At 67.7% G+C, this 14,258-nt stretch carries 14 protein-coding genes; 8 read left to right on the top strand and 6 right to left on the bottom strand.

Features of this window, described 5'->3' with window-relative positions; translation table 11 throughout:
* Positions 1 to 9 precede the first annotated feature (9 nt).
* From LRA89_RS00230 to LRA89_RS00240, 3 genes are read right to left on the bottom strand one after another with little or no spacing between them, the layout of a single operon-like run.
* Complete coding sequence (locus LRA89_RS00230; protein ID WP_230635471.1) at positions 10 to 618, bottom strand: FMN-dependent NADH-azoreductase; 609 nt, start codon at positions 616 to 618, stop codon at positions 10 to 12.
* 26 nt (positions 619 to 644) lie between these two features.
* On the bottom strand, positions 645 to 1,559 hold the full coding sequence (locus LRA89_RS00235) for a pirin family protein (RefSeq protein ID WP_230635473.1): 915 nt from the start codon (positions 1,557 to 1,559) through the stop codon (positions 645 to 647).
* Between the two features lie 29 nt (positions 1,560 to 1,588).
* Complete coding sequence (locus LRA89_RS00240; protein WP_230635475.1) at positions 1,589 to 1,894, bottom strand: hypothetical protein; 306 nt, start codon at positions 1,892 to 1,894, stop codon at positions 1,589 to 1,591.
* 184 nt (positions 1,895 to 2,078) lie between these two features.
* Between LRA89_RS00240 and LRA89_RS00245 the strand changes: the two genes are divergently transcribed.
* On the top strand, positions 2,079 to 2,993 hold the full coding sequence (locus LRA89_RS00245) for a LysR family transcriptional regulator (RefSeq protein ID WP_230635477.1): 915 nt from the start codon (positions 2,079 to 2,081) through the stop codon (positions 2,991 to 2,993).
* A 153-nt stretch (positions 2,994 to 3,146) separates the two neighbouring features.
* Here LRA89_RS00245 and LRA89_RS00250 read toward each other — a convergent pair whose 3' ends face one another.
* Together LRA89_RS00250 and LRA89_RS00255 are read right to left on the bottom strand one after the other, a co-directional pair.
* Entirely contained in the window at positions 3,147 to 3,380 is a 234-nt protein-coding gene (locus tag LRA89_RS00250) for a hypothetical protein (protein WP_230635478.1), read from the bottom strand.
* Positions 3,381 to 3,403: 23 nt separating this feature from the next.
* Positions 3,404 to 3,778 carry a hypothetical protein gene (locus LRA89_RS00255; RefSeq protein WP_230635479.1) on the bottom strand — a complete coding sequence of 125 codons (375 nt, stop codon included), beginning with the start codon at positions 3,776 to 3,778 and terminating at the stop codon, positions 3,404 to 3,406.
* Between the two features lie 294 nt (positions 3,779 to 4,072).
* Between LRA89_RS00255 and LRA89_RS00260 the strand changes: the two genes are divergently transcribed.
* From LRA89_RS00260 to LRA89_RS00290, 7 genes are all read left to right on the top strand, one after another.
* Positions 4,073 to 4,702, top strand: coding sequence for a TetR/AcrR family transcriptional regulator (locus LRA89_RS00260; protein ID WP_443024919.1), 630 nt, complete (start codon positions 4,073 to 4,075; stop codon positions 4,700 to 4,702).
* Positions 4,703 to 4,843: 141 nt separating this feature from the next.
* Positions 4,844 to 7,159 carry a TonB-dependent receptor gene (locus tag LRA89_RS00265; RefSeq protein ID WP_230635483.1) on the top strand — a complete coding sequence of 772 codons (2,316 nt, stop codon included), beginning with the start codon at positions 4,844 to 4,846 and terminating at the stop codon, positions 7,157 to 7,159.
* Between the two features lie 3 nt (positions 7,160 to 7,162).
* On the top strand, positions 7,163 to 8,461 hold the full coding sequence (locus LRA89_RS00270; RefSeq protein ID WP_230635485.1) for a spinster family MFS transporter: 1,299 nt from the start codon (positions 7,163 to 7,165) through the stop codon (positions 8,459 to 8,461).
* Positions 8,458 to 10,089: a carboxylesterase/lipase family protein gene (locus LRA89_RS00275; protein ID WP_230635486.1), complete on the top strand. Its 1,632-nt coding sequence runs from the start codon at positions 8,458 to 8,460 to the stop codon at positions 10,087 to 10,089. The genes LRA89_RS00270 and LRA89_RS00275 overlap by 4 nt, the downstream gene beginning before the upstream one ends.
* Positions 10,080 to 11,654 carry an AMP-binding protein gene (locus LRA89_RS00280; protein WP_230635488.1) on the top strand — a complete coding sequence of 525 codons (1,575 nt, stop codon included), beginning with the start codon at positions 10,080 to 10,082 and terminating at the stop codon, positions 11,652 to 11,654. The genes LRA89_RS00275 and LRA89_RS00280 overlap by 10 nt, the downstream gene beginning before the upstream one ends.
* A gap of 20 nt (positions 11,655 to 11,674) precedes the next feature.
* Positions 11,675 to 12,574 (top strand): SDR family NAD(P)-dependent oxidoreductase, encoded by a 900-nt coding sequence (locus tag LRA89_RS00285; protein WP_230635490.1) that lies wholly within the window; start codon positions 11,675 to 11,677, stop codon positions 12,572 to 12,574.
* A 114-nt stretch (positions 12,575 to 12,688) separates the two neighbouring features.
* A complete protein-coding gene (locus LRA89_RS00290) occupies positions 12,689 to 13,039 on the top strand; it encodes a DUF6481 family protein (RefSeq protein WP_055757587.1) in 351 nt (116 codons plus the stop codon).
* Between the two features lie 46 nt (positions 13,040 to 13,085).
* On the opposite strand, the gene LRA89_RS00295 is transcribed toward LRA89_RS00290, so the two are convergent.
* On the bottom strand, positions 13,086 to 14,084 hold the full coding sequence (locus tag LRA89_RS00295; RefSeq protein WP_230635492.1) for an AraC family transcriptional regulator: 999 nt from the start codon (positions 14,082 to 14,084) through the stop codon (positions 13,086 to 13,088).
* Positions 14,085 to 14,258 lie beyond the last annotated feature (174 nt).

The following is a 14,258-nucleotide window of genomic DNA, read 5'->3' on the forward strand; positions in this document are numbered from 1 at the left end:
CCCTCCCGATCAGGCGGTCAGCGCGGCGATCGCCGCCTCGGCCTGCGCCATCCCGGCCGCGCGCTGGTCCGGGCCGACCGACAGCCCTTCGGCGACGATCGCCTCGGCGGTCAGGCCGATGAAGCCGAACGCGGTCTTCAGATGCGTCTCGGTATGTTCGAACGACGCGATCGGCGATTCGCCGCTGTAGACGCCGCCGCGCGCGATCGTCAGGAGGATGCGCTTGCCCGGCACCAGCCCGACCGGCTTGCCGTCGATATAGTTGAACGTCTTGCCGGCGACGAGGATACGGTCGATCCACGCCTTCAACTGGCTGGGCATCCCGAAATTGTAGAGGCCGGCACCGATCACGACGATGTCGGCGGCAAGAAATTCCTCCAGTACCGCCGCGCCCAGCGCAATATCGGCCTGCACCTCGGGCGTGTGATCCGCCTCCGCGCTTCGCAGCGCCGCCAGATAGCCACCCGACAGATGCGGGATCGGGTCGGCGGCGACATCGCGATAGGTGACGTGCAGGTCGTCGCGGCCGGCGGTCAGTTGCGCCACCGTGGCGGCGGACAACTGGCGGCTGGCCGAATAGGCGCCGAGGATGCTCGAATCGATGTGCAGGATGTTCATGGCGTGGGTCCTTTGAAGAAGGTGGATCAGGCGGCGCGGCGCAGCGGCGTTTCGGGGAGGGGAATGAAGTCGACCTCGTCACCGGGCACGCCGGGGAAGCGGCGGTGGCGCCAGTCGTCGGCCGCCTGGTCGATGCGGTCCTGCCGGCTGGAGACGAAGTTCCAGAAGATGTGGCGCGGCCCGTCGAGCGGCTCGCCGCCCATCAGCATCAGCCGGGTGGGGCCGTCGGCGTGGAGGACGATCTCCGCACCGGGGCGGAACACGACCAGTTCGTCCTTGCCGAAGCTGCCGGTCTGGCCCTGAACCGCGATCCGGCCCTCGACGACATAGACCGCGCGTTCGATGTGGCGGCTGTCGACCGCGAACCGCCGCCCCGCCTGTAATACGACATCGGCATAGAGCGTGTCGGAGAACAGCCGGGTCGGGGCGGTCCGCCCGCCGAAGCTGCCCGCGAGCAGACGCAGTTCGAGGCCGGTATCGCTCAGCACCGGAACGTCGCCCGCCGCGACATGCTGGAAACCGGGATCGGTTTCCTCCAGCGCTTGCGGCAGGCCGAGCCACGCCTGAAACCCGAACATCGTTTCGGTCCGCGCCCGGGTTTCGGGTCCGCTGCGTTCGGAATGGACGATGCCGCGACCCGCGGTCATTAGATTGACCTCGCCGGGGCGGATCGTCTGCGCATAGCCCGCGCTGTCGCGATGCTCGCTCTCGCCCGCGATCAGATAGGTCAGCGTGCTCAGCCCGATATGCGGGTGCGGGCGGGTGTCGGCGCCCTGGCCGGGGCCGAGCACGACCGGGCCGAACGCATCGAGAAACACGAACGGCCCGACCATCCGCCGCTTCGCCGACGGCAGCGCGCGGCGGACCGAGAAGTCGCCAAGGTCGCGCGTGGCGGGCAGGATGATCTGTTCGACCGGACCGGTCTGGGAGGCGAAGGTCATCGGGGGTCTCCGGTGGAAAGGATCGGGGATCAGTGGATCGACAGCGCCGCCAGCGCGGCGACCTGATGCGGGTTGAAGCCGTGCGCGATCAGCGTCGGCGCGATCGCATCGGCCGGGCGGCGGAAACGCCGCGTGTCCTGCAGAAAGGCGCGGATCGCGGCGGTGCGCGGATCGACCGGCGATGCCGCCGGCGCCTTGCCGGTGAGGACCGTGCGCACCATCCGCGTAACCGTGGCGAACAACGGCACCGGCGCATCTTCGTCCAGCGCCAGCGCGGCGGCGACGGTGGACCATTCGGTGGTGGTCAGGGGCGGCAGGTCGGGCTGGCGGGGCATGGGACGATCCGGTGTGGTGCGTTGCGTTGACCCCGAGATACGCCGGCATGGCGTTCGCAAAAACCGGCCAAGTTTCGATCGGTTCGTTCGATGAAATCGACATGTCTGGCGTGGCCGCACTTGGCGGCGTGGGGCCGATCGCCTAATCCGACCTGCCGCAAGCGCAGTACAGGATGGAGGCACCATGAGTTCGGAACCCGGCATCCCGACGCTGGATCAGTTGCGCGTGCTGGTGACGGTGGTCGACGTCGGCAGCTTCGCGGGCGCGGCGCGCAAGCTGAACCGCGCGACCTCGGTCATCAGCTACACGATCGCCAATCTGGAGGCGCAACTGGGCGTGCGGCTGTTCGACCGCGAATCGACGCGCAAGCCGCAACTGACCGACGCCGGGCGGATGGTGCTGGGCGAGGCGCGGCTGGTGGGGAGCGGCATCGACGCGCTGCGCGCCAAGACGAAGGGACTGTTGCAGGGGCTGGAATCCGAACTTCACGTCGTCCTCGACACGTTTTTGCCCAAGGAGCGGGTGGTCGATGCGCTGACCGCGTTCTTCGCGACCTTTCCCACGGTTTCGCTGCACCTGTCGATCGAGACGCTGGGCGCGGTGACGCAACTGGTGATGAGCCGCCGCGCGAGCATCGGCGTCAGCGGGCCGCTGGATACGATGGACGGGATCGAACGGATCGCGATCGGCGCGGTGCGGCTGGTGCCGGTCGCGGCGGCGACGCATCCGCTGGCGCTGGCCGGGCGCAATCCGCCCGGGGCCGGGCGCGCGCATATCCAGCTCGTGCTGACCGACCGGTCGCCGCTGACCGAGGGGCGCGATTTCGCGGTGATGAGCAGCCGGACGTGGCGGCTGGCGGACGTGGCGTCGAAGCATATGCTGCTCGCCGCCGGGATCGGCTGGGGCTATATGCCCGAACCGATGGTGCGCGACGACCTGGCGGCGGGGCGGCTGGTGCTGCTCGACATGCCCGACGCGCCGTCCGGCGATTATGCGATGCACGCGATCCACCGCAGCGACACCCTGCCCGGTCCTGCCGCGGCGTGGCTGATCGAGCGGCTCAGGACGCAGAGGCCGGACGCGGTATCGACGGGATAGGCCGTCTGGAAACGCGCGCCGGCGCGGTTTCGGGCGGGCTTCACGATCAGGATCGCCTGTACGGGCACGCCGCGCCCGGCTGATCGATCGCGTCCGGCCACGGTCGCCTTGCGTCGCTTTGATGCCGGGCACCATCGCAGGGAGCGGCCAATGTCACCGCCGCCGCGCCTTCCCGTTCGTGAGGACAAGCATTGCCATCGCAACGATGAGCGTGACGATCGCTGCCGGTATCGGATCGCCAAGGACGTCCAGCATCCAGCGATAGATGCCGATGGCGGCGCCCAGCGCGGCGACGAGGCAAAGGACATTGGCGATCAACGAAACGGGGTCGATGTCGCCCGGCCGATGGCGATGTCGTGGCGTAGCCTGAACGGGAATTGCACGCATTGTCTCGCTCCTCGACGCGGGTATCAGCAGGCGCTGCGAACCGGGACCATCCGGCGGATTTCGTCGATCGCGCCGCGCACGAAGCCGGCGGCGATCAGGCGGGCGGTTTCCTCGATCGGCAACCGGTCGCCGCGCAGACGGGCCATCACGACATACCGCCGCAGCGCTTCCAGCCGCGGATCGGCAAGGCGGTTGGCCGGCTTCCAGCCGAACAGCCACCCCAGTGCCCGGTCGATCCGGCCCGGCGCGCGCAGGCTCCGGCGGCTGTCGCCCCTCGCGGCCAGGATCACCTGGCGCTCGATCGGGGCGACGAGCGGCACGGTCGCGGGACGCGGCAGGATCGCGACGTCCGCAAGGGCGGAACGGGGAAGATCGCGTGCGAGATCGAGAAACGCCATGAGGAAAGTCCCTTTCCGCCAGTCGGGCTGGCCGTCGGTGCAGGACCGAAATGGGCCAATTCCTTCGATCGAAACAGACGAATAAGATCGAAAGATACGTTCGATATTTTCGAACCGACGGCGGCGGGGTGGCAGCGTTGGACAAGGTGTGGGATGGTGTCGCCGAAGCGGGGGCCGGGCGGCGCGGATGGCCAGCGCCGCTTGACGACGGATCGGCGGTACTGACAGGACAGGGGCGTGACGACCGCCAAACCGACCCAACGCGCCTCGCGCAAGGCCGAACAACGTGCCGATATGATCGAACAGATCCTCGACGTGGCCGAGGCGCTGTTTTCGAAACACGGCCTGTACGGGGTAACGCTGGCCGATGTGGCGCAGCAGGTCGGCGTGCATCGCACGCTGCTGAGCTATTATTTCCGCGACAAGAAAGAGCTGTTCGACCGGGTGTTCGCCCGTCGCGCGGTCGTCACCAGCGAGACGCGGATGCGCGCGCTGGACGATTATGAACGCGCCGCGGGCGATGCCCCGACCGTGGAGGGCGTGTTGCAGGCGTTCCTCGATACCGATCTCGACCTGTATATCCAGGGCGGGGCGGGGTGGCGCAACTATGCGGCGCTGGGCGCGCAGGTCGCCAACACGCCCGAGTGGGGCGCGGAGCTGATGGACGATTATTTCGATCCGGTGGTCCTGCGGCTGATCGACATTCTCCAGCGCGCGATGCCGCATTGCAGCCGGACCGATATTTTCTGGGGCTATCACTTCGTGACCGGCTCGCTGATGCTGACGCTGGCCCGGACCGGGCGAATCGACAAATTATCGGGCGGGCTGTGCCGGTCGGAGGATTTCATCTCGGTGAAACAGCGCATGGCGCGCTTCATGGCCGCCGGTTTCCGCGCGATCTGCGATGGTCCCAAGTCGTTGTAGAGCGGTAAGTATCCTCATGGCGACGGGCGCTGCAATAATACTAACGGTCGCGATAGTGAACGTTGACATTGCCGCCGGACCTGCGATGATCGGCTGATCGAGGACCGGCGCGAACAGCCGGCTTCGCTCAGGAGAGTGAGCATGCGGGTTTCCCTGTATGCGTCGGCATGCGCCGGCGCCCTTGCCGTCATGTCGGTGTCGTCGGCCCATGCGCAGGACAGTGCCCCGCCGCCGGGCGAACGGACGTCCGACCCGTCGGGCCAGACGGCACGCACCGGTCGTGCCCCGGCGGACATCGACGATCCCGCCGCCGAGATCGTCGTCACCGCGACCCGCCGCGAGGAACGTATCCAGGACGTGCCGATCAGCGTCACCGCGTTTGGACAGGGCGAGATGACCCGCAAGGGCATCGTCGGGTTCGAAGGGATCGCCCGCGAAACGCCGGGCGTGGTGCTCAATCGCCCGACCCAGAATTTCAACAATTTCACGGTGCGCGGCATCGCCACCAACGGCTATGGCGCGAATCTGCAAAGCACGGTCGCGGTGTATATCGACGAACTGCCGGTCTCGACGATCGGCAACACGACCGTGGTCGACCCCAATCTGTTCGATGTCGAGCGCGTCGAATTCCTGCGCGGACCGCAGGGCACGCTGTTCGGATCGGGATCGCTGTCGGGCGCGATGCGCATCTTGACCAAAAGCCCCGACCTCAACGACGTCGATACCGCGGCGGTGGTCGATCTGGGCCTGACCGGCAAGGACAGTTTCCGCCAGCGCTACAACGCGATGGTCAACGTGCCGATCGTCGAGGACAGGCTGGCGGTGCGCGCGGTCGGTTTCTACCGCGACGAGGAAGGCTATCTCGACAATGTCGGGACCGGGGTGAAGAATTCGAACACGCTGATCGACTATGGCGGTCGCGTCATCCTGCTCGCCAAGCCGACCGACCGGCTGTCGGTCCGCCTGCTCGCCTCCTACGAGAACAGCGATCCCAAGGATTCGTCGCTGACCAGTCCGTCGCTGGGTCGCGAAAAGCGCGTGTCGGATCAGCCCGATCGCTTCACCGGCGTTCAGACGATCCTGAATGCGACGATCGACTATGACTTCGATTTCGCGCGGCTGACCAGTTCGAGCACCTATTCGGATTTCGACCAGAAATTCTACGCCGACCTCGCCAATACCTTCGGCGGCGCGATCGCGTTCGGCCTCGACGCCAATGCCTATGACAAGGTGTTCGTGCAGGAAACGCGGCTTGCCTCCAGCTTCGACGGGCCGCTGCAATTCGTGCTCGGCGGCTTCTATCTCGATCGTCGTCGCGACGTCGATTTCTTCTACCGCTCGTCGCTGCCGTTCCTGCAGGCGCGCGGGATCACCGGGCTGCCCGATCAATATTACCAGAAGCAATATACCTATCAGAACAACCGCGAACTGGCCGGTTTCGGCGAAGTGACCTATCGCTTCTCGCCCCGATTCTGGCTGACCGGGGGCATGCGCTATGGCCGGATCACCGCGCAGGCGTTTACCGAAGCGGGCGGGTACAACAGCAATTATTTCGTCGCCGCGCTGACCGGGCGGCGCGGGCCGTTGACGCTGACGCCGTACGCCGCGGCGACCGGACGCGAGGCGCGGGGATCGAAGCCGTCGTACAAGGCGAGCGCGAGCTTCAAGCCGGTCGACCACATCACGACCTATGCGACGTTCGCGACCGGGTATCGCGGGCCGGTGGTCAATGCGTTCGCCGGACGGGTCAGCACGGTCAATCCGAGCGATCTGGTGATCCCCGACGGGGCGTCGTCGGACGACCTGAAGAGTTACGAGGTCGGCGCCAAGGGACGGTGGCTCGACGGACGGGTGACGATCAACGCCGCCGCCTATGTCATCGACTGGAGCAACATCCAGGTCCAGGCCAATCGCATTTCGGATTCGGTACAGTTTGCCGCCAATGTCGGCGCGGCGCGCAGCAAGGGGTTCGAGGTCGAGATGGGCGTGATCCCGGCCACCGGCTTCCTCCTCGGCCTCAACGTCGCCTACAACGATGCGAAGATCACCCAACTCACGGCGGCGGAGGCGGCGATTTCGGGCGCGGTGCTCGGCCACCGGCTGTCGGCCCCGCGGTTGCAGGGGTCGTCGTCGATCACCTACGGCTTCGACGTGGCGCCCGACTGGAATGCCAGCGTCGCGGTCAACGCGCAATATGTCGGGTCGTACAACAGCTCGTTCCCGAACGTGCCGGGCAATCCGCGCGCGCGCCTGCCGACCTTTGGCGAAACCGACGAATATCTGAACCTGAACCTTGCCGCCGGGCTGCGCCATGGCGACTGGTTCGGGCAGCTTTATGTCGAGAACCTCACCGACGACCATTCGGTGACGTACATCCACCCGGAAGCCTTTTTCGCGAGCCGGTTCGGAACGCTGCGCCCGCGCACGATCGGCATCCGTCTGGCAAAGGGCCTCTGAGCGGTGGCGACGATCGCTGCGGCCGGTGCCGCCGTGCCGCCCGCGAACCGCCGCGCGTGGTTCGTGCTTGCCATCCTGTGCTTCGTCTATGTGCTGAATTTCCTCGACCGGCAGTTGCTGGCGATCCTCGCCAAGCCGATCCGCGACGAACTGGGCCTGACGCATGGCCAGATCGGGCTGATAAGCGGACTGTATTTCGCGCTGTTCTATTGCGTGTTGTCGATTCCGGTGGCGTGGTTCGCCGATCGCAGTAACCGGGTGCGGGTCGTGGCGCTTGCCTGCGCATTGTGGAGCGCGGCGACCGCCGCCTGTGGTCTTGCCGGCAACTACGGCCAGTTGGCGGGCGCGCGGATGATGGTCGGGGTCGGCGAAGCGGGAGGCGTGCCGCCGTCCTATGCGATCATCTCCGACTATTTCCGCCCCGGCACGCGCGGCACCGCGCTTGGCCTCTATAATCTGGGGCCGCCGATCGGCAACGCGCTGGGCGTGGCGTTCGGCGCGTCGATCGCCGCCGCCTATAGCTGGCGCGACGCCTTCATGGCGCTGGGCATCGTCGGCGTCGCGACCGCGATCGTCGTATTCCTGACGGTCCGCGAGCCCAAGCGCGGCGGACTGGACGGAGCGAGCGGCATCGCCACCGAACGCGCGCCGTTCTGGCCGACCTGTCGCATGTTCTTCACCCGTCGCGTGCTGCTGCTCACCGCGCTCGCCACCGGTGCTAACCAGTTCATCACCTATGCCGCCGCCAATTTCATCACCCTGTTCCTGATGGAAGAAAAGGGGATGACGCTGAACGAGGTCGCGGTGTGGTACGCGCTGCTGGTGCTGGTTTCGATGGGCGGCGGCATCTTCCTCGCCGGGCGGATGGTCGATCGCTTCGTGCCGCGCGACCGGCGGGCCTATGCCTATATCCCCGCCGTCGCGCTGGTCGTCGCCGCGCCGTTCTTCGCCGGATTCATCGCCGCGCCGGGGTGGCAGTTGGCGATGGTGCTGCTGGTGCTGCCGATGGGGCTCAATTATTTCTACCTCTCGCCCGCCGTCGCGTTCGTGCAGGAATCGGTGCCGCCCGCGCAGCGGGTGATGGCCGGCGCGCTGCTGCTGCTGGTCATGAACCTGATCGGCCTCGGCCTTGGCCCCACCTATCTCGGCGCGGCGAGCGACTGGTTCGCGAGCGCGGGGCATGCCAGGCCGTTGCAGATGGCGTTCTACACGCTGCTCCCCTTCTATGCGGTGGCGGTGCTGCTGTTCCTCGCGCTCGCCCGGGCGATCGGTCGCGAGACGCTTGCCGGAGCGGTCGCATGACGCGCGCTTTCGCATTCGGCGCGGCGATCGCCGCATTGCTGACGACCGGTGCGGCGGTCGCCGCCGGCCCGGTCGCCACCTTGCCGGCGGGCAGGGTCGAGGGGGTCCGCCTTGGCGAAACCGATGTGTTTCGCGGCATCCCCTTCGCCAAGGCACCGGTCGGCGAGCTGCGCTGGCGCGCACCGGTGCCGGCGGCCGAGTGGAGCGACATCCGCAAGGCGACCGAGTTCGCCGATGCCTGTGTCCAGCCTGCACCGCGCATGGGCAGCATCTATGCCGATCCGCCGCGCCGGATGAGCGAGGATTGCCTCGCGCTCAACGTCTGGCGACCGCGCAGGCCGGGCAACCATCCGGTGTTCGTGTGGGTGCATGGCGGATCGCTGATCGCGGGCTATGGTCATGAGGCGATGTTCGACGGAGGAAAGCTCGCCGAACAGGGGCTGGTGGTCGTGTCGATCAACTATCGCCTCGGCGTGCTTGGCTATCTCGCGCATCCGGCGCTCAGCGCGGAAAACGAACAGCGCCTGTCGGGCAATTACGGGCTGATGGATCAGGTCGCGGCGCTGCGCTGGGTCCAGCGCAATATCGCCGGTTTCGGCGGCGATCCCGCCAATGTCACGCTGGCGGGCGAGTCGGCGGGGGCGCTCAGCACCCTGTATCTGATGGCGTCGCCGGCGGCACGCGGCCTATTCCACAAGGCGATCGCGCAAAGTGCCTATATGATCTCGACCCCCGAACTGCGCGCGACCGCGCACGGCACGCCATCGGCGGAGGCCGAGGGCGTGCGCGTCGCGGCGGCGGTCGGGGCGGGCGACCTTGCCGCGCTGCGCGCGATGCCGGCGGCGACGCTGGTGCAGAAGGCGGCGGCGTCGGGCTATATTCCGTGGGGCAGCGTCGATGGCGTGTGGCTGCGGCGGCAACTGGTCGAGACGTTCGATCGCGGCGAACAGGCGAAGGTGCCGATCCTGACCGGGTTCAACGCCGGCGAAATCCGCTCGCTGCGGTTCCTGTTGCCGCCGGCCCCGGCCGACGCGCAAGCCTATGTCGCGACGATCGGTGCGCGCTATGGCGATCTCGCCGCGCCGTTCCTGAAGCTGTATCCCGCCGCGACGATGGCGGAGTCGATGCTGGCGACGACGCGCGACGCGATGTACGGCTGGACCTCCACCCGGCTCGCGCTGCGCCAGACGGCGGCTGGGCAGGACGCCTATCTCTATTATTTCGACCATGGTTATCCGGCGGCCGACGACAACGGGCTGCACGCCTTTCACGCCGCCGAAATCCCCTATGTGTTCGGCACCGCGCGCGACATGCCGCCGGCGTGGCCGGTGGTGCCCGACACCCCGCGCGAGCGGGCGCTGTCGGCGGCGATGATCGGCTATTGGACATCGTTCGCCAAGACCGGCGTTCCGCGGGCCAAGGATGCGCCGGCATGGCCGGCATATGGCGAAGGCGCGCGGTTCATGGCGTTCGCGGGCCAGCCGCGCCCGGGCGCGTACCTGTTCCCCAACATGTACGCGTTGCACGAAGCCGCGACCTGTCGTCGCCGCGCGGCGGGCGATCAGCCGTGGAACTGGAATGTCGGCGTGGCGTCGCCGGTGCTCGCCAGGACGGAGGCATGCCGATGACCGCCGAGGTGATGCCGGGGGCGATGCAGGATTTCCCGCTGACGCTCGACCGCTTCCTGACCCATGCCGGCAAATGGCACCCCCATGCCGAAGTGGTCGCCGCCACGCCCGACGGGTCGGTGCAGCGCATCGGCTATGCCGAACTGGAGCGGCGGTCGCGGGCGATTTCGGCGGCGCTGATCGCCAAGGGGATCGGCCTTGGCGACCATGTCGCCACGCTGGCATGGAACAGCCGGGCGCATGTCGAAACGTGGTATGCGATCATGGGGATCGGCGCTGTGTGCCACACGCTCAACCCCCGGCTGACGCCCGCGCAACTGGCCGACATGCTAGGCCAGTCGCAGGCGAGGATCGTGGTGGCGAGCGCCGACCTGGTCGCGTTGGCGCAGGCGGCGGCGGCGTTGCTCGACCACCCGCCGGCATTGCTGGCGATCGACGGGCCGGCGGCGGTCGACGCGCTCGACACGCTGGTCGAGCCGGGGGCGTCGGCGATATGGGGCGGGTTCGACGAGCGGATGCCGTCGGGGCTGTGCTTCACCTCGGGCACGACCGGGCGGCCCAAGGGCGTGACCTATACCCATCGCGCCTGTTTTCTGCATACGTTGCGCAGTTTGCAGGCCGATGTGATGGCGATCACCGCCGCCGACCGGGTGCTGGCGGCGGTGCCGATGTTCCATGCCAATGCCTGGGGGCTGCCGTTCGCGGTGCCGGCGGTCGGCGCGACGCTGGTGCTGCCGGGGCGGACGACCGATGGCGCGAGCCTCGCCCGGCTGATCGCCGTCGAAGGGGTGACGATCGCGGTCGGGGTGCCGACGGTGTGGCTGGGGCTGGTCGAGCATCTCGACAGCGTCGGTGGCGAGGTGCCGAGCCTGAAGCGGATCATCGTCGGCGGCGCACCGATGCCCCCTGCGCTGATGGAGCGGCTCGAACGGCGGCTGGGCGTGACCGTGCAGACGAGCTGGGGCATGACCGAGCTGTCGCCCGCCGGCACCTTCGCCCCGCCCGGCGACACCGACCGGCAGGCGGCATCGTCCGGCCGGCCGGCGATCGGGATCGACCTGTTGCTGACCGATGCCGATGGCGTTGCCCTGCCCGAACAGCGCGAGGTGGAAGGGCATTTGCAGGTGCGCGGCGCGGCGGTGGTCGACCGTTATTTCGGCCATGCGGCGCCGGCGACCGATGCGGCGGGCTGGTTCGCGACCGGCGATCTGGCGCGGATCGGCCGGGACGGCAGCCTGTTCATCACCGGTCGCGCCAAGGATCTCATCAAATCGGGCGGCGAATGGATCAACCCGGCCGAGATCGAGGGCGTGGTCGGCGCGTTGCCGCAGGTGTCGATGGCGGCGGTGATCGGGCGCAGCGACGTCAAATGGGGCGAACGGCCGATCCTGGTCGTCGAACTGCGCGACGGGGAGGACATCCGCGACGAGGCGCTGCTGGCGACGCTGCGCGGGCGGGTGGCGCCATGGTGGATTCCCGACGCGGTCGTACGCCTGCCCGCCATGCCGCTGGCCGCGACCGGCAAGATCGACAAGCTGCGGCTGCGTGCCGAGCATGGCCAATGAACTTCGAAAAGGATGACAGGATGCAGCTTCAGGATCGGGTCGCGATCGTTACCGGTGCCGGCGGCGGGCTGGGCCGGACGCATGCGCTGTTCCTCGCGCGGCAGGGTGCGCGGATCGTGGTCAACGACGTGTCGCCGCAGCAGGCCGAAGCGGTCGCGCAGGAAATCCGCGATGGCGGCGGGGCGGCGATGGCGCTGGCCGGATCGGTGAGCGACGAGGGGGCGATCGGCGAGGGGGTGGGCGCGGTGCTGGCGCGGTGGGGGCGGGTCGACATCCTCGTCAACAACGCCGGCATCCTGCGCGACAAGAGCTTCGCCAAGATGACGATGGCCGATTTCCGGACCGTGATCGACGTCCACCTGATGGGCGCGGCGATCTGTTCGAAGGCGGTGTGGGACCCGATGCGCGAACAGCGCCATGGCCGGATCGTCATGACGACGTCGTCGTCCGGGCTGTACGGCAATTTCGGGCAGGCGAACTACGGCGCCGCCAAGATGGCGCTGGTCGGGCTGATGCAGACGCTGGCGATCGAGGGCGCGAAATACGACATCCGCGTCAACGCGCTGGCCCCGACCGCCGCGACGCAGATGACGCATGGCGTGCTGCCCGACGACAGCCTTGCCCGGCTCGACCCGGCACTGGTCAGCAACGCCCTGCTGGCGCTGACCGGCGATGCCGCACCGACGCGCGCGATCCTGTGCGCGGGCGGCGGACATTTCGCCGTCGCCAACGTCACCCTCACCGATGGCGTCTATATCGGTGACGGCCCCCATGCGGCCGATCGATTGATCGAACGCTGGGACGAGGTTCGCGACCGGAACGGCGAAACCGTCCCCGAATACGGATTTTTTCAGGCGGAGCGCGAAGTCGTCAGCGCGCGGAACGCAGCATCGCGGCGTGCCGCCGCAAGTGTTGGATGACCGCGGCATATACTGTCGCCGAAGCAGGCCTGTGTTCGGTTGTCTCTTTCGTCGACGCCGTTGCGCCTTATATACGGCCCGGGGGCAGAGTCGCCCCTGCAATGGAACGTATTGATGCCGGCATTCAAAACCCCTGATTTCAATGAGCGCACTGCTGCTGCCCGAGCGGCCAAACTACAGGCGTTGAAGCAATATCGCGAACGGCCCGAGCCGGACCCCGCCGATGTAGCTGCACGCCAGGCCGCGCGTCAGGCGCGGGAGGCCGCGCAGGCCGAGCGCCAGGCCGCGAAGCAGGCGGCGATCGAACTGGCCAAGGCGCAAGCTGCACAAGCCGCAGCGGAGGCCGAAGCCGCTGCCCTCGCCGAAGCGGAAGCCATCAAGGCGAAGCGTCCGAAGGTGCCTACCGCAGCCGAGCTGAAGGCGGCACGCGACGCCCGCTATGCCGCGCGCAAGGCCCGCAAATAACACGCCGGCGGGGTTGCTGCCGATGCGGTCGCATGGCTGAACCCCGCTAATCGATACTGTCGAGCGCGTGTCGGATCCGGTCGGGTACGGCACTGGCCGTCGACGACAGGATCGCGGCGTGGCCGTGGCCCAGGTCGCTTGGTGCCGATCCGAACGCCTTGCGAAAGCTTCGGGAAAGTGCTGCCTGATCGCGAAAGCCGTAGCGTGCGGCCAGCTCGACCAGGGTGCTGCCGTTCAGCGGATTGGACATCGCCCGGTGGACCGCCCGCAGGCGGCGCATCCGGTCATAGGCGAGCAGTCCGCCGTCCCGCTCGAACAACCGATAGACGACCGAGCGCGAGATGCCGAGCGCGGCGGTGATGCCCGCGACCGACAAGGTGCCGGGCGGTTGCGCCGCGACATAGTTTTTCGCCATGGCGAGCAGCGACAACTGGTCGGTGCGCCGGTGGATGCCGGCGCGCAGCAGCGCGGCGGCGGCAAGATCGCGCAGGATCGTCGCATAGAGCGGCGCGCTGTCGGCCGATGCCGCCGGAAAGAACCGGATCATCCGGGTCGCGATGGTCTGAAGCAACATCAGGTCGGGAACGGGGGCGAGCGCACCCTGAAAGTCGATCGGCCCGACCGTTTCCTCTAGGAAATCGCGCGCGAAATACAGGATCAGGCAGCGGATACGGGTCGAGGTCGCGGTGCTGGGCCGGCCATAGTCGCGCAGGAAGGAGACGGGCGCTTCCAAGAGCGTCGTCTCGCCATCGGATTCGAAGGTGATCGAGCCTTCGAGCAACTGGACGAGTTGCAGATAATCGGCATCGACCGCGTTGACGAGCATCTGATCGCGGATCGCCACGAACGGATCGACCTCGACCAGCGTGATCTGCAACCCGCCGAGGTCCCACAGATCACCGCGCGCCAGAAACGGTCCCGGCGCAAGCGGTCGCAACCGTGCGCCGCGCGAGTGCGCCGCCCAATAGGCGAATTGCTCGGCCTCCGGCAGAACCGAGGAATCCATGGCGATCTTCGGGATCGTGGCGTGAGAATCGTCGTGCATTGCGGACCCGGTATTGTTGCGCGTCGCGTGTCATCGGTCGAGTAACCGGTCCGGGCAAGCTATCCGTGCCACGGCTTTTACTTCGGAAGCCAATGTTGCGGCGCGCAAAAATCGGGATTTGCGGGTTCCTGGCAAATGATGCCGGCGATTGTGTCCGATATGGTTCGACACAGA

Source organism: Sphingomonas sp. Leaf4, assembly GCF_920939515.1.
GTDB lineage: Bacteria > Pseudomonadota > Alphaproteobacteria > Sphingomonadales > Sphingomonadaceae > Sphingomonas.